This is a genomic window from Streptococcus sp. SGI.013 (genome assembly GCF_050315295.1).
In the GTDB taxonomy this organism is placed as follows: Bacteria; Bacillota; Bacilli; order Lactobacillales; family Streptococcaceae; genus Streptococcus; species Streptococcus porcorum.
On the sequence record NZ_JBNPOS010000007.1, the window covers coordinates 25,718 to 41,295 of the forward strand.

The 15,578-nt window shown below is 37.0% G+C and carries 15 protein-coding genes and 1 other annotated feature; of the genes, 11 read left to right on the plus strand and 4 right to left on the minus strand.

Features of this window, described 5'->3' with window-relative positions:
* Positions 1 to 39: 39 nt before the first annotated feature.
* On the minus strand, positions 40 to 1,659 hold the full coding sequence (locus tag ACQRDX_RS03035) for an ATP-binding cassette domain-containing protein (protein WP_276761379.1): 1,620 nt from the start codon (positions 1,657 to 1,659) through the stop codon (positions 40 to 42).
* Between the two features lie 73 nt (positions 1,660 to 1,732).
* Positions 1,733 to 2,602: a YitT family protein gene (locus ACQRDX_RS03040; RefSeq protein ID WP_354367118.1), complete on the minus strand. Its 870-nt coding sequence runs from the start codon at positions 2,600 to 2,602 to the stop codon at positions 1,733 to 1,735.
* Positions 2,603 to 2,716: 114 nt separating this feature from the next.
* Positions 2,717 to 2,941: a binding site (T-box leader), on the plus strand.
* A gap of 49 nt (positions 2,942 to 2,990) precedes the next feature.
* Between ACQRDX_RS03040 and trpS the strand changes: the two genes are divergently transcribed.
* The 4 genes from trpS to ACQRDX_RS03060 all read left to right on the plus strand — a co-directional run bounded on the left by trpS (position 2,991) and on the right by ACQRDX_RS03060 (position 7,399).
* Positions 2,991 to 4,013: a tryptophan--tRNA ligase gene (gene trpS, locus ACQRDX_RS03045; RefSeq protein WP_354367120.1), complete on the plus strand. Its 1,023-nt coding sequence runs from the start codon at positions 2,991 to 2,993 to the stop codon at positions 4,011 to 4,013.
* Positions 4,014 to 4,127: 114 nt separating this feature from the next.
* Positions 4,128 to 5,609 carry an IMP dehydrogenase gene (gene guaB / locus ACQRDX_RS03050; RefSeq protein WP_276761371.1) on the plus strand — a complete coding sequence of 494 codons (1,482 nt, stop codon included), beginning with the start codon at positions 4,128 to 4,130 and terminating at the stop codon, positions 5,607 to 5,609.
* 89 nt (positions 5,610 to 5,698) lie between these two features.
* Positions 5,699 to 6,385, plus strand: a complete 687-nt coding sequence (locus ACQRDX_RS03055) for a helix-turn-helix domain-containing protein (protein WP_427894147.1) — start codon at positions 5,699 to 5,701, stop codon at positions 6,383 to 6,385.
* 144 nt (positions 6,386 to 6,529) lie between these two features.
* Positions 6,530 to 7,399 (plus strand): GRP family sugar transporter, encoded by an 870-nt coding sequence (locus ACQRDX_RS03060; RefSeq protein WP_427894149.1) that lies wholly within the window; start codon positions 6,530 to 6,532, stop codon positions 7,397 to 7,399.
* A gap of 16 nt (positions 7,400 to 7,415) precedes the next feature.
* Here the strand turns inward: ACQRDX_RS03060 and recF are convergent, their stop codons facing one another.
* Together recF and yaaA are read right to left on the minus strand one after the other, a co-directional pair.
* Positions 7,416 to 8,513 (minus strand): DNA replication/repair protein RecF, encoded by a 1,098-nt coding sequence (gene recF, locus ACQRDX_RS03065; protein ID WP_427894151.1) that lies wholly within the window; start codon positions 8,511 to 8,513, stop codon positions 7,416 to 7,418.
* 2 nt (positions 8,514 to 8,515) lie between these two features.
* Positions 8,516 to 8,908: a S4 domain-containing protein YaaA gene (yaaA, locus tag ACQRDX_RS03070; protein ID WP_427894153.1), complete on the minus strand. Its 393-nt coding sequence runs from the start codon at positions 8,906 to 8,908 to the stop codon at positions 8,516 to 8,518.
* 84 nt (positions 8,909 to 8,992) lie between these two features.
* Between yaaA and yfmF the strand changes: the two genes are divergently transcribed.
* The 7 genes from yfmF (at position 8,993) to ACQRDX_RS03105 (ending at position 15,459) form a co-directional block, all read left to right on the plus strand.
* Complete coding sequence (gene yfmF / locus ACQRDX_RS03075; RefSeq protein ID WP_427894155.1) at positions 8,993 to 10,240, plus strand: EF-P 5-aminopentanol modification-associated protein YfmF; 1,248 nt, start codon at positions 8,993 to 8,995, stop codon at positions 10,238 to 10,240.
* Entirely contained in the window at positions 10,240 to 11,520 is a 1,281-nt protein-coding gene (yfmH, locus tag ACQRDX_RS03080; RefSeq protein WP_427894157.1) for an EF-P 5-aminopentanol modification-associated protein YfmH, read from the plus strand. Before yfmF ends, yfmH begins: the two co-directional genes overlap by 1 nt.
* Before the next feature lie 73 nt (positions 11,521 to 11,593).
* Positions 11,594 to 12,448 (plus strand): helix-turn-helix domain-containing protein, encoded by an 855-nt coding sequence (locus ACQRDX_RS03085; RefSeq protein ID WP_427894159.1) that lies wholly within the window; start codon positions 11,594 to 11,596, stop codon positions 12,446 to 12,448.
* A 15-nt stretch (positions 12,449 to 12,463) separates the two neighbouring features.
* A complete protein-coding gene (gene pgsA / locus ACQRDX_RS03090) occupies positions 12,464 to 13,006 on the plus strand; it encodes a CDP-diacylglycerol--glycerol-3-phosphate 3-phosphatidyltransferase (RefSeq protein WP_276761349.1) in 543 nt (180 codons plus the stop codon).
* 5 nt (positions 13,007 to 13,011) lie between these two features.
* Positions 13,012 to 13,851 (plus strand): energy-coupling factor ABC transporter ATP-binding protein, encoded by an 840-nt coding sequence (locus ACQRDX_RS03095; protein ID WP_427894162.1) that lies wholly within the window; start codon positions 13,012 to 13,014, stop codon positions 13,849 to 13,851.
* Positions 13,827 to 14,669 carry an energy-coupling factor transporter ATPase gene (locus ACQRDX_RS03100; protein WP_427894164.1) on the plus strand — a complete coding sequence of 281 codons (843 nt, stop codon included), beginning with the start codon at positions 13,827 to 13,829 and terminating at the stop codon, positions 14,667 to 14,669. Before ACQRDX_RS03095 ends, ACQRDX_RS03100 begins: the two co-directional genes overlap by 25 nt.
* Positions 14,662 to 15,459: an energy-coupling factor transporter transmembrane component T family protein gene (locus tag ACQRDX_RS03105; RefSeq protein WP_427894166.1), complete on the plus strand. Its 798-nt coding sequence runs from the start codon at positions 14,662 to 14,664 to the stop codon at positions 15,457 to 15,459. The genes ACQRDX_RS03100 and ACQRDX_RS03105 overlap by 8 nt, the downstream gene beginning before the upstream one ends.
* Positions 15,460 to 15,578 lie beyond the last annotated feature (119 nt).

A 15,578-nucleotide genomic window follows, 5' to 3' on the forward strand; every position in this document is an offset into this window, starting at 1 on the left:
ATGGTTATCAGTGTAAAAATAAAAAGCGTTGGACGCTTTTTATTTCCAAAGTTCCTGAACTTTAGCCTGAACTTCAGCATTTTCTAAGAATTCATCATAGGTTTCATCAATACGGTCAATCACGCCATTTTTTGAAATAACAATGATATGATTAGCTAGGGTTTGAATGAATTCATGGTCATGACTGGCAAAGATAATTGACTCTTTGAAGGCTTTTAGACCGTCGTTAAGACTTGAAATAGATTCCAAATCTAAGTGATTGGTCGGATCATCAAGCACAAGTACATTTGATTTTAGAAGCATGAGTTTTGATAACATCACGCGCACTTTTTCTCCTCCTGACAAGACGTTGACAGACTTGTTAACCTCATCACCAGAAAAGAGCATACGACCTAAGAAGCCACGGAGGAAAGTGTTGTCGTCTTCTTCTTTACTTGCAAATTGACGCAACCAGTCCAGGATAGACTCCCCGCTTGCAAAGTCTCGACTATTATCTTTAGGTAGGTATGACTGGCTAGTGGTGACACCCCATTTGATGGTTCCTTCATATTCGATATCCCCCATAAGCGCACGAATAAGAGCTGTGGTTTGGATATCGTTTTGTCCAATAAGGGCAGTCTTGTCTCCTGGACGTAGGATGAAGCTAATATTATCTAAGATGACTTCTCCATCGATAGTGACTTTCAGATTTTCAACAGTGAGGAGGTCATTTCCCATCTCGCGTTCTGCTTTAAAGTTAATAAAAGGATACTTACGGCTAGAAGGAATAATTTCTTCTAATTCAATTTTATCCAGCATTTTTTTACGAGAAGTTGCTTGTTTAGATTTAGAAGCATTAGCAGAGAAACGTGCAACAAATTCTTGTAACTCTTTGATCTTTTCTTCTGCTTTTGCATTTCGGTCTGCTTGAAGTTTTGCTGCAAGTTCGCTAGATTGTTTCCAGAAATCATAGTTTCCGACAAAGATTTTAATTTTTCCAAAATCAAGGTCAGCCATATGGGTACAAACTTTGTTGAGGAAATGACGGTCGTGTGAAACAACGATAACTGTATTTTCAAAGTCGATTAAGAAATCTTCTAACCAATTGATAGACTGAATATCAAGACCGTTAGTAGGCTCGTCAAGTAAGAGAACATCAGGTTTACCAAAAAGTGCTTTAGCTAAAAGGACTTTAACCTTATCTCCGTTTGTTAACTCACTCATATTTTGGTAGTGGAGATCTTCGGAGATGTTTAGATTTTGTAAAAGCTGCGCAGCCTCGCTTTCTGCCTCCCAGCCACCGAGTTCAGCAAAAATTCCTTCTAATTCAGCTGCACGAACACCATCTTCTTCAGAGAAATCAGGTTTCATGTAAATGTCGTCTTTTTCCTTCATGACTCTGTAAAGCTCATCATTTCCCATAATAACGACATCAATAGCTCGTTCATCCTCATAGTCAAAGTGATTTTGACGTAAGACAGATAAGCGCTCGTTAGGTCCAAGTGAGACATGACCAGTTGTGGGTTCAATATCACCTGCTAAAATTTTAAGAAAAGTTGACTTCCCTGCACCGTTAGCACCAATAAGGCCATAGGTGTTTCCTGCTGTAAATTTGATGTTGACATCATCAAAAAGTTTACGGTCGCTAAAACGTAGCGATACGTCTGATACTGTAAGCAATGTGAATACCTCATTTATATATAGTCACTCTCATTTTACAGGAAAAAAGCCCCTTTTTCAAGCTATTGGGGTTTTACATAGGAGGGATAAGGTCATCTTCCTTGAGTTGGTGTTGTTTAGTGAGGCTAAATCCGCGTCCCATGACCTGTGTTGCAGGGACAACGATAATAAAGGCGGTCTCATCAAGTTTAAGAATTTCTTTTTGTAGTTTTGGAAATTCAAGACTAGAGATAGTTGTCATGAGCATGAGTCTCTCTTGTCCTGTATAGCCTCCTAAAATAGGAATTTCCGTTACGCCTCGATCAAGATCAGTCGTAATATGGTTTTTGATTTTCTGGTGTTGTTGAGAGACAATCATGACATTTTTAGAAGATTGGAATCCAGAAGTAACAATATCAACCACATAACTAATCGTTAAAAGAGAGAGAATAGAATACAGAACAGTATCTATATCAAAGGCAACTAGACCAGTTGCAACCACCAAACCATCAACAATCGTCATCACCACTCCTAAGGATAAGGGACTATATTTATGGATGATTTGAGTGGGGATAGCTGTACCTCCTGTAGAGGAATTTCCTAAAAAAACCAGTCCCAATCCCACGCCTAATATAACTCCACCAAATAAGGCAGCAAGAAGGGGCTGATGCGTAAGAGTTGGTAACTTTTCTGTTAATTTAATGAAAATAGGGTAAATCCAAGCACCATAAAGTGTTTTTAATAAAGTAGTGCGTCCTAAAAAAATATAACAAAGGATCAGTAAGGGGATATTAGCTAGGAGTGCAAAATTACCAGGATTCCACCCAAATAGTTTATTCATACTAATGGCGAGCCCACCGATTCCACCTGATACAATATTGTTATCCATTAGCATAGTATTTAGTCCAGTAGCGGCTATTAGACAACCTATCGTGACAAGACTTAGATCTTTTAGTTTAGGCATATTGTTTCTCCTATCAAACATTTTTAACAAAACTATTATGAAGCATGAAGCTATTGCGGTCAAGTTAGAAATAAAATGGAGAGATATTTGACAAAAATCTGTAAATAGCGTAGAATGAATTTTAATCAGAAAAGTAGGTTTAATCAGCTTTCAGAGAGCTGGCGGTTGTTGTGAGCCAGTAGTTTGGTTGTTCTGAAATGGACTGGTAAAAAAGATGAAGAGAAACCATAATCTTCAGGTAGGCACCCCTTATCGTGCAATCCTTTTTTGAGGAATAGAGATAGTAGTTGAGCTACTAACTGAGGTGGTACCGTGTTATCAAGAAATAACGCCCTCACACAATTTTTTGTGTGGGGATTTTTTGTGTTATAAATGAAAAGGAGAAAAAATGACGAAACCCATTATCTTAACAGGTGATCGACCAACAGGAAAGTTACACATTGGCCACTATGTTGGCTCTTTGAAAAATCGTGTTTTGCTACAAAATCAAGACAAATATGACATGTTTGTTTTTCTCGCTGACCAACAAGCCCTCACAGACTATGCTAAAACACCAGACAAGGTCATTGAGTCAATTGGTAATGTTGCACTTGATTATCTTGCGGCAGGTCTTGATCCAGATAAAGTGACTATTTTTATTCAAAGCCAGATTCCAGAGTTGGCAGAGCTAACGATGTATTATATGAATTTGGTATCTTTAGCGCGTCTAGAGCGCAACCCAACGGTTAAGACAGAAATTGCTCAAAAAGGTTTTGGTGAATCAATTCCCACAGGATTTTTAGTTTATCCCATTTCTCAAGCAGCAGATATTACAGCTTTTAAGGCAAATTTTGTGCCTGTAGGGACAGACCAAAAACCTATGATTGAGCAAACGCGTGAGATTGTGCGTAGCTTTAATCATACTTATCAAACAGATGTTTTAGTGGAGCCAGAAGGAATTTTTCCTGAAAATGAAGCTGCAGGTCGCCTACCTGGTTTAGATGGAAATGCTAAGATGTCTAAATCTTTGAATAATGGTATTTATCTTGCTGACGATGCAGATACAGTAAGAAAAAAAGTGATGAGTATGTACACTGACCCAGACCATATCAGAGTAGAAGATCCAGGTAAGATTGAGGGGAATATGGTCTTTCATTACTTAGATGTTTTTGGCAGAGCAGAAGACCAAGATGAGATCGCTGCTATGAAGGAGCACTATCAAAGAGGTGGTTTAGGTGATGTGAAAACCAAGCGTTATCTTTTAGAGATTATGGAACGTGAGTTAGCCCCTATTCGTGAACGCCGTTTAGAATTTGCTAAAGATATGGGAGAGGTTTACCGTATGCTTGAAAAGGGGAGTCAAAAAGCTAGAGAAACAGCCTCTCAAACCTTGTCAGACGTCAAAGCAGCTATGGGGATTAACTATTTTTAAAATGATTTCTGAGCTGATATAGTAATAATGATTGACAAATCGTGTTAGAGTGTTATCATAGTAACAATAAAAAATAGGCGTTAAACGCTAAACTAAAGAAAAGAGGATTTTTTAATGTCAAATTGGGACACTAAATTTTTGAAAAAAGGTTACACCTTTGATGATGTATTACTTATTCCAGCTGAAAGCCATGTTCTTCCAAATGAAGTTGACATGTCAACAAAACTAGCTCCAAATTTGACACTGAATATTCCGATTATTACAGCAGCTATGGATACTGTGACAGACAGTAAGATGGCAATTGCCATTGCGCGTGCAGGTGGGCTTGGAGTTATCCATAAAAATATGTCTATTGCAGACCAAGCTGAAGAAGTTCGTAAAGTTAAACGTTCAGAAAATGGTGTCATTATTGATCCATTCTTCTTAACGCCAAATAGTAAAGTATCTGAAGCTGAAGAATTGATGGAGCGTTACCGTATTAGTGGTGTTCCTATTGTTGAGACAATGGATAATCGTAAATTAGTAGGTATCATCACAAACCGTGACATGCGCTTTATCTCAGACTACAATAGTTTGATTTCAGAGCATATGACCAGTGAAAATCTAGTGACAGCGCCTGTTGGGACAGATCTTGCGACAGCAGAGCGAATCTTGCACCAACACCGTATTGAAAAACTACCTTTAGTGGATGATAATGGTCGTCTTTCAGGTTTGATTACAATCAAAGATATTGAAAAAGTTATCGAATTTCCAAATGCGGCTAAAGATGAATTTGGTCGTCTCTTGGTGGCGGCTGCCGTAGGCGTGACATCTGACACATTTGATCGTGCAGAGGCCCTCTTTAATGCAGGTGCCGATGCTATTGTCATTGATACAGCACACGGTCACTCTGCGGGTGTTCTCCGTAAAATCGCTGAGATTCGTGCTACCTTCCCAGATAAAACTCTGATTGCTGGGAATATTGCAACTGCTGAGGGTGCTCGTGCCCTCTATGAAGCGGGTGTTGACGTGGTTAAAGTAGGGATTGGTCCTGGCTCAATTTGTACAACACGTGTCGTGGCTGGTGTCGGTGTTCCTCAAGTGACGGCTATCTATGATGCGGCAGCAGTTGCGCGTGAATATGGGAAAACGATCATTGCTGATGGTGGGATTAAATATTCAGGAGATATTGTTAAAGCTTTGGCAGCTGGTGGAAATGCTGTTATGTTAGGTTCAATGTTTGCTGGTACAGATGAAGCACCAGGTGAAACAGAGATTTTCCAAGGTCGTAAATACAAGTCTTATCGTGGAATGGGCTCTATTGCAGCTATGAAAAAAGGCTCAAGCGATCGTTATTTCCAAGGTGCGGTGAATGAAGCCAATAAACTTGTTCCAGAAGGTATTGAAGGGCGTGTTGCTTATAAAGGTGCGGTATCTGATATTGTCTTCCAGTTGATTGGAGGTATTCGCTCAGGTATGGGTTACACAGGTGCTGCTAATCTTTCTGCTCTTCATGAACATGCTCAGTTTGTTGAGATGAGTGGGGCAGGTCTGATTGAAAGTCATCCACATGATGTACAAATTACCAACGAAGCTCCAAACTATTCCTTACACTAAGAGAGAAACTGTTACAGAGAAAGATCTGTAACAGTTTTTTTTTTGTAAACAAAGTTGCGTTTTCGGAACTCAATTGATAAAATAGAGATATGACAAATTATGGACAAGAATTTAAAGTTCTTAGAGAACTAAAAGGTTATTCGTTAACACAGGTGGCTAAGGGTGCTGATTTATCAAAATCTACACTTTCGCGTTTTGAAAATGGGGAAACTCAATTAGCTATTGACAAGTTTATTGCTGCTTTAGCAGCTATGGATTTGAGTTTGACTGATTTTGAGCAACGTTCAGTGGGGAAAGGTACTATTTTATTGTTTGATGCTAGTAAGAGCTCAGATGAAGATAGAAAAGATGAGGAGTCAGTTAATCAGGATTTGTTGGACCTGCAAACAGCATATGAGAAGAAAGATTTGATGCAGCTTCTTACTTTACATGAATGTTTTTCTGAAAGTGACGCTGATGAGAGGATTTTAAAAATACTAGCAAAATTATTCCTCTCTAAACTCAGCTTACACCTTTTATTGGCTGATGATGACCAAGCTTTTCTAGTCACTTATTTTTCTCAACATAAGGTGGATGGCGCTTTATTGTCAACTTTTTTTGAGCTTCTTGATGAAGTTTTACTGCTTGAAATTCTTGAAAGCCTCAATTATTCGGAGTTATCAGATCAACTGGGAATAGCCAAGTGGGTGGTCAAAGCTTTAAATGGATTTTTGGCTCAAGGTGATCTTTCAAATGCTGAAAAATTTGGAGTCATTTTAGAAGATTTATTGGGTTAAGAGATAAAAAAGAGATGATTTGTTTAAATGGGCAAGTTGAACAATTCATCTCTTTATTTTTGAGTAGTCATTTGATGAGACTTGCCAAAAAAATTAAAATAAGATAAACTATTACAGCTACTAATAATGAAGGGAGAAAAATAGATGGAGGGGATTTTATACGCCCTAATACCGATGTTAGCTTGGGGAAGTATTGGTTTTGCAAGTAATAAAATTGGGGGAACAGCTAACCAGCAAACATTTGGGATGACACTTGGAGCTTTATTTTTTGCTAGTATCGTGTTTGTTGTTGTTCGTCCGACAATGGACTGGACACTACTTTTATTTGGGATATTGGGAGGAATGCTATGGTCTTTGGGACAAAATGGACAATTTCATGCAATGAAATACATGGGCGTGTCTGTTGCTAACCCATTATCAAGTGGAGCTCAGTTATTATTTGGAAGCCTCATTGGCGTTTTTATTTTTGGGGAGTGGACCCGTCCGATACAATTTATTTTAGGTTTTATTGCGCTAGCTTTTTTACTATCAGGTATTTACTTTTCAAGTAAACGCGATGAGGAAATTAGTCAAACAGAAGGTCAGTTGACAGAGTTTTCAAAAGGCATTAGGGCTCTGACTTATTCAACGATTGGCTACCTTTCTTATGCTATTTTATTTAACAATATTATGAAATTTGATGCCTTATCAGTTGTTTTTCCAATGTCAATTGGGATGGTCCTTGGCGCAATGTTGTTGATGCGTTTTCAAATTAGTTTTGCACCAGTTGTTTTAAAAAATTCTTTTGTCGGAATTCTGTGGGGAATTGGGAATATTTTTATGTTACTTGCAGCAAAAACAGCAGGATTAGCAATTGCTTTTAGTTTTTCACAATTAGGAATGATTATTTCAATCATAGGTGGTATTTTATTTTTAGGTGAGACAAAAACAAAAAAAGAAGTCAAATGGACGATTATAGGTATCCTTTGCTTTGTTATTGGAGCTGTCTTACTGGGTGTTGTCAAAGCACAATAAAAAAAAGCTTGAGATTTCAAGCTTTTTTTTCTGTCAATTCCCCTTTTGTTACTGTAAAGATTTTTAAGTTACTTGGTAAATGGTGTAAATGTTCTAAACTTGTTGTGGTGATAAAGGTTTGAACGTTTTTTTGGATGTTTTTAAGAAGTTTTAATTGACGAGTGTTGTCAAGTTCACTCATAACATCGTCAAGTAAAAGAATAGGGGACTCTCCTGTTCCTTCTTTTATAATATCAATTTCAGCCATTTTGAGTGATAAAATAAGGCTACGATGTTGACCTTGACTACAAAAACTGGCATTGATGTCATTAATAAAAAAATCGATATCATCCCGATGAGGTCCGATTGAGGTATTTTTTTTGAAAATATCTCGTTGATGTTGTTTCTGCAAAGCTTGTAAGAATAGATTTTCTAGCTGATCAGTGTCTGAGAATGTAAAAGAGGGGAGGTAATTTATTTTTAGATTCTCAGTTTGGCTTGATAAGGAGTATTGATGTTCTCGAGCATAATGCTGAATAGTCGTGATAAACTCTAGTCGGTGTTTCATGACACGGCTTCCATAGTAGGATAATTGTTGATCAAGTACTGCAAGGAAGTCCTTGTCAACGTTGTCAACTGATTTTAAATAACTATTTCTTTGTTTGAGAACATGGTTATATTGGGCTAAATCTGATAGATATAGTGGTTTGATTTGTCCTAAATCAATATCCATAAATTTTCTTCTTAAGGCAGGTGAACCTTTTATTAGTTGCAGATCTTCAGGAGCAAAAAGAACAACCGTCATATTTCCGATGTAATCAGACAGTTTATTTTGTTTTAAGTGATTGACTTTAGTCACTCGCCCTTTTTGTGTTAGGGTAACTTCTAGAGGAATCTCTCCAGATTGCTTGGTCACGGTCCCAGAGACTGTCAGTTGTTTTTCCTGAAAGTGAATAAGTTCTTTATCTTGCCTTGTTCGATGACTACGTGTTAAGGATAAAAAGTAAATGGCTTCAAGTATGTTGGTTTTTCCTTGGGCATTTTTTCCGAGAAAAATATTTAGGTCAGGTGAGAAGTCTGTTTGACAATGCTTATAGTTACGAAAGTTGTTTAGAGTGATTGATGAAATCCACATAATTATATTCCAGGAAAGCGTATAGGTTTTTTCTGTTGAGTTTGGGCTGGATTTTTTCGAGATGATGTTATTTTTTTCTTAATTGCTTTCTTTTTATTTTCTTGATTGAGCTTTTTCACCAAGGCAGCGACGCGTGCTTTTTCATCCAATTCTTCTTGATGTTTAGCTTTTTCCTCAAGACTAGGTTCAATTAGGAGAATTTCAATGTCCAACTCAGGAATAGTAATACAATCGTTTAGGCGTAATTTTTTACCACGGCGTGTTTCTAAAGCCCCATTAAAATAAACATCATTTTCTGATAAGAAAGCCTTTATAGCCCCTCCACTTGGAATAATGCTAAGTTCTTTGAGAAGTGCTTGTAGAGTAATAAATTCATTAAATAATTTATATTGCATAACGATACCTCTTTCTAAATCTAAGTCATTATAGCATAAAAATGGTATAATGAAAGACAATAACTCTGGATAAAAGGAAGAAAAATGAAAATAGCAGAAGGTGTTTATTTACACTTTATAAAGAGTAATAAATTTAAGACAAATCATATAAAAGTCAGATTTACAGGGAAAAGAGATAAAAGAACTCTAGCACGTAGAGCTCTAGTCGCTCAAATGTTAGAATCTGTTAATTCTATTTATAGTACACAGCAGGCTTTTAGACAAGAATTAGCACGACTTTATGGGGCTAGTTTTTCGACTTCCATCTCTACTAGAGGTCTCAGCCATATGGTAGATATTAATATTAGCTTTGTCAAAGAATCTTTTTTGATGTCGGGAGATAGTATATTAGACAGCCTTCTCTCGTTTCTTGAAGCAGCTTTATTTCATCCTCTGGTATCGGTTGCTCAATACAAACCTAAGCAATTTGATATTGAAAAACAAAACTTGATAAATAGTTTGGTGGCTGATTTAGAAGATCCTTATTATGCTTCAGATCTTGCCGTAAGGGAACTTTATTTTGGTGATACTGTTTTAAAGTATTCTAAATATGGAAACCCAGAATTGATAAAAAAAGAGGACAGTTATACTGTTTTTCAAGAATTTCAACGCATGTTACAACAAGACAGGATTGATATTTTTGTATTGGGAGAGGTGGAGGATTATCGTGTGATTCAAAAAGTGAATCATTTTCCTCTAGAAGATAGAAAAAGTAGTCCTCAATTTTCAGTCGAACATCAGTTTACTAATATAACACGAGAAAAAATAGAGCGTCGAGACACACATCAAACCATTCTCAATCTAGCCTATCATCTACCGGTAACATATGGATCCGATGATTATTTTGCTTTATTATTAGTAAACGGTCTTTTAGGAGGATATGCTCACTCTAAGTTATTTACTAATGTTAGAGAAAAAGCAGGCTTAGCTTATACAATCGCTAGTCAATATGATGTGTCAACGCAATACTTAAAAATTTATGCGGGAATAGACAGAGAAAACCGTCAACGGACATTGCGATTGATTAATCAACAATTAAGCTCTATTCGTTTAGGAAAATTTTCAAAGCGTGAGATTGAGCAAACTAAAAAGATGTTGGTTAACCAAGCACGTATCGCAGAAGATTATCCAGATAGTTTGATGGAACTTAGATATAATAAGGAAATTTATGGTGAGCAAGCTCTAGAGTTAGAAGAGTGGCTTCAAAAAATAAATACAGTTGGTAAGAAAGATATGATGAGAGTTGCACAGCAATTAAAATTACAAGCTCTTTATATTTTGGAGGGACAGTAATGACAAGGGGGTTAGAAACTTATACTTATCCAAAGTTAGAGGAAACTGTCTATTACAAACAATTAAAAAATGGGTTATCTTTATATTTGATACCACGAAAAGACTATCATGAATCCTATGCGATGTTGACAAGTTTCAGTGGCTCTCTTGACACAAAGTTGACAGGAACAAAAGTCCCCTTTCCAGAAGGTGTTGCTCACTTTCTAGAGCATAAATTATTTGAAATGCCAGGAGGGCGTGATGTCTTACAGGATTTTACAAATCTTGGTGCCGATGTTAATGCTTTTACAACTTTTGATCGGACAAGCTATTATTTTTCGACCAGTCAAAACTTATTAGCTTGTTTAGATTTGCTCCAAGATTTTGTTCAGATCCCCTATTTTGATGAGGAGTCTATTGTTAGAGAGCAAGGGATTATCACGCAAGAGATTGAAATGTATCAAGATGATGTTGATTATCGTCTTTATTTAGGGATTTTAAAAAATCTTTATCCTCGCACAGCTTTATCCGAGGATATTGCAGGAAGTGTGAATAGCATTAAGGCTATCAATAAGGAGGTCTTGGAATCTTTTTATACCAAGTATTATCATCCCTCTAATTTAAGTTTGGTCGTGGTAGGAAATTTCGATGTCAAGGAAGTTTACAAATCTGTCAACGAAAAACAGGAGAGTCTGAAAATTAGAAAGAAGAAGGCGCCATCACGTCCAGAAATCGAGTACTATCCTGTTGTCTCATCTTCGTCATTTGACATGGATATTGTTCAAGCAAAATTAGCTGTCGGGTTTAGATGTCGTACAGTGATTGATCCTAATTATGTGATCACTTACCGTTTGTCAATAAGGATTTTGTTTGCCTTGTTGTTTGGTATGACTTCTACACGCTATCAATCTCTTTATGAGGGAGGGAAAGTGGATCATTCCTTTGACTTTGAGGTAGAAATTGGAAAAGATTATCAGTTTGTTGTGGTGACGATGGATACGCAGCAACCTATTGTGATGTCTAATCGCATTCGACAAGCAGTACGTCAGTTTGCATCGGATCCAGATGTTAATCCAGAACATTTTGATATTGTAAGAAAAGAGATATATGGCGAATTTTTAAGAGACTTAAATTATACTGAAAATACAGTCAATCAATTTATGACGTATTTATCTCATCAGCAAAATTATTTTGACGTTCCAAATATTCTAGAAGAATTAGATTATCGGACGTTTATGAGTTATTGTCGAGCCTTTATTGATAATATAGATACATCAGATTTTGTTATTTTTCCTAAATAATAAGTCAGAAAAACTTGTAAAAATTTGTTATAATATTCTCTACATAAACGTATAGATAAAGAGGGAAAAAGTAGTGAAGCGTATAGGTGATGTTTTACGTGAAACACGAGTTAAACAAGGTTTAACACTTGAGGATATTTATAAAAAGACAAGAGTGCCTCAAGCTTATTTATTAGCGATGGAGCTAAATAATTTTGAAGCTCTCCCCAAAGATGAAGAAGAGCAGGCTTTAAGTCGTTATGCTGAAATATTAAATCTAGATTTTGATTACTTGATGCAGATTGAGAGAGAATATCAAGCAGAGCGTTCATCTTTAATGTTAGGTGATGAGACAGCTCTCACCTTGGCTGAAGCTACAAAACAGACAGAGCGACATTTTAAGGAAAGAAGTAGTCGGACAGGAAGTAAGAACCAGAATCCGTCGTATTATCCTCTCATTATTTTAGGGACCATCGCATCGTTGATTTTGGTCTTTGTTCTCTATATGATTTTACAACAAGTGACGTCAATCGATTCATCTGACTCTAGTTCATCGTTTAGCAGTTCTCAAGTTGTGACTTCAGGGACTTCTTCGCAGCAGACTAGCTCGAGCACAGAGTCCCCGACTCCTACTTTGAGTGTTGAAGGAGGGGGAGATACTCTAACAGTGACAGCGAAAAATATGTCCCAACCTATAACAATCGAGGTCAGTCTTGATGGTGCTTCAGAAGCATGGTTTAGTGTCACTAATGCAGATATTGATGAAGCTGGTATTATTTTAGGGGAGGGGTATTCTTCTCACACCGTAACGCTTCAAGACGGTGTTTCAAATGCCGTCATTAGTCTAGGATCTGCCAATGGCATTTCTGTAAAAATTGGTGGCCAAGCTGTAGATTTATCCGGTTTATCAGCAACTGATGCTAGTTACATTACCTTAAATATTGAATAAAAGAAAGTTATTAAGATGATAAAAAAAGAAAACATTCCTAACTTATTGACTCTTATTAGGATTATTATGATTCCTATTTTTTTGATAGTGAGTTCTTTACCTAATAGTTTATTTTGGCATGTTGTAGCAGCTGTTTTATTTGCTGTGGCCTCTTTGACAGACTATTTAGATGGTTATTTGGCACGGAAATGGAAGGTCGTGACCAATTTTGGAAAATTTGCAGATCCATTGGCGGATAAGATGTTGGTGATGAGCGCATTTATCATGTTGGTTGGTCTTGGTATGGCTCCAGCCTGGGTTGCAGCTTTGATCATTTGTCGAGAATTGGCTGTTACAGGTTTGCGACTGTTATTGGTTGAAACTGGTGGTGAGGTACTAGCGGCTGCTATGCCAGGTAAGATAAAAACTGCGACACAAATGCTGGCGGTGATTTTACTGTTTTGTCATTTTAACTTGCTTGGACAAATTATGCTCTATATTTCTTTATTTTTTACTCTTTATTCAGGTTATGATTACTTTAAAGGAGCAAGTTTCCTTTTTAAAGACACCTTTAAATAACGCTTATGAAAAGTATAGAAGTTGAAAACCTAAAATTTAAATATGATAGCCATCAAGACCGCTATACACTAGATGGTGTAACATTTTCAGTTGAAAAAGGAGAATGGTTATCAATTATTGGCCACAACGGGAGTGGTAAGTCCACAACGGTTCGATTAATTGATGGTCTGCTCCCTGCTGAATCAGGGGTCATTAAGATCATGGGACAAGAATTGACAGAAAATAATGTTTGGGATTTACGTCGTAGAATTGGTATGGTTTTTCAAAATCCAGACAATCAATTTGTAGGGGCTACTGTTGAGGATGACATTGCATTTGGATTGGAAAATCAAGGTGTGGCTTATGAGGAGATGCGCCAGCGTGTCAATCAAGCTTTGGAATTGGTTGGAATGACAGAATTTAGGACACGAGAACCAGCACGCCTATCTGGTGGACAAAAACAACGTGTTGCCATAGCAGGAGTTGTTGCTATGCAACCAGATATTATTATCTTAGACGAAGCAACCAGTATGTTAGATCCTAAGGGCCGCTTAGAATTGATTGAGACTATTAAGTCTATTCATCAATCGTCAGGTGTAACCGTTATTTCTATTACGCATGATTTAGATGAGGTGGCTCTTAGCGATCGAGTTTTGGTGATGAAAAAAGGTCAAGTAGCTTTTTCTAGCACGCCTAGGGAGCTTTTTTCAAAAGGCGAAGAGTTGTTAGATTTAGGGTTAGACCTTCCCTTTACGGTAAAATTGAGTTTAGCGCTTGAACAACAGTTTTCTGGGTTTAAACCAGAGGCTTATCAAACAGAAGAAGAATTGGAACAGAGTTTATGGGAATTTATCTCCAAAATGTGAGTTATACTTACCAGCAGGGTACCCCATTTGAAGGTCCTGCTCTTTTTGATATTAACCTTGCAATTAAGGATGGGAGTTTTACTGCTTTTATCGGCCATACTGGAAGTGGAAAATCAACCATTATGCAACTTCTAAACGGCCTACTTATCCCAACAAAGGGATCTGTGATAGTCAATGAACGTACTATTACACCGACCTCTAAAAATAAGGACATCAAATCACTGAGAAAGGAAGTTGGTCTTGTTTTTCAATTTCCTGAGAGTCAAGTTTTTGAAGAAACAGTTTTAAAAGATGTGGCATTTGGTCCACAAAATTTTGGGGTATCACAAGAACAAGCAGAGCAGATAGCGCGTGAAAAATTGAACTTGGTAGGTATTCCAGAGTCATTGTTTGATAAAAATCCATTTGATTTATCAGGTGGACAAATGAGACGTGTTGCGATTGCAGGTATTTTAGCCATGGAACCTAGTGTCTTGGTTTTGGATGAGCCAACTGCAGGTTTAGATCCAAGTGGACGTTTGGAGTTGATGTCTTTATTTAAAGAGTTACATCAATCAGGGATGACCTTGGTTTTGGTAACACATTTAATGGATGACGTTGCAGACTATGCTGATGAAGTATATGTTTTAGAAAAGGGATGTGTCATTTTATCAGGTTCTCCTCAGCAAGTTTTTCAAGATGTGACCTTATTAGAAGAAAAACAACTTGGTGTCCCTAAAATCACTAAATTTGCTCAAAAATTGGCGCTTAAGGGCTGTCAATTTGAGCGTTTACCAATTACGTTAGAGGAGTTTATTAAGGAGGTGGGACATGGATAAGTTGATCTTAGGACGTTATATTCCAGGTCAGTCTTTTATTCATCGTCTAGACCCTAGGACTAAACTTCTAGCCATGTTTATTTTTATTGGTATCATATTTTGGGCTAATAATGTCATAACAAATGTTATTATGCTTGTTTTTACTTTATTTGCTGTTTTACTTTCTCAAATTCCTTTTCGCTTCTTTATTGGCGGTTTAAAGCCCATGATAGGCTTGATTTTGTTTACGACTATCTTTCAGATGTTATTTACTCAAGGTGGAGCTGTTATTTGGTCCTTTGCTTTTCTAAAAATTACAGATTATAGTCTAAGTCAGGCTGGCTTGATTTTTATGCGGTTTGTTTTGATTATTTTCTTTTCAACCTTATTAACCTTAACAACCATGCCATTGAGCTTAGCTGATGCAGTAGAATCTCTTTTAAAGCCATTAGAGCGGTTTAAAGTGCCAGTACATGAAATAGGCTTGATGTTGTCATTGAGTTTACGCTTTGTGCCGACTCTTATGGATGATACGACAAGAATTATGAATGCTCAGCGGGCAAGAGGGGTTGATTTTGGTGAAGGTAACTTGATAGAGAGGGTAAAGTCTGTTATTCCTATTTTAATCCCTTTATTTGCTTCGTCTTTTAAAAGAGCTGATGCTTTAGCAACAGCAATGGAAGCACGAGGTTATCAAGGTGGAGATGGTCGTAGTAAGTTTCGTCAACTGAAGTGGCAAGGGAAAGACAGTATAAGCTTAATGATTTTGATTGGTTTGGGAATTCTTTTGTTCTTTCTTAAATCACCTTAAAACCGTCTTGTTTAAAGACGGTTTTTTATCTGTCTTCAATACAGTTGTAACATTTTTAACTAAAGCACAAAACTAAAGTAATAAAGAAAGGATATCATATAGAACATCAAGAAAAAATA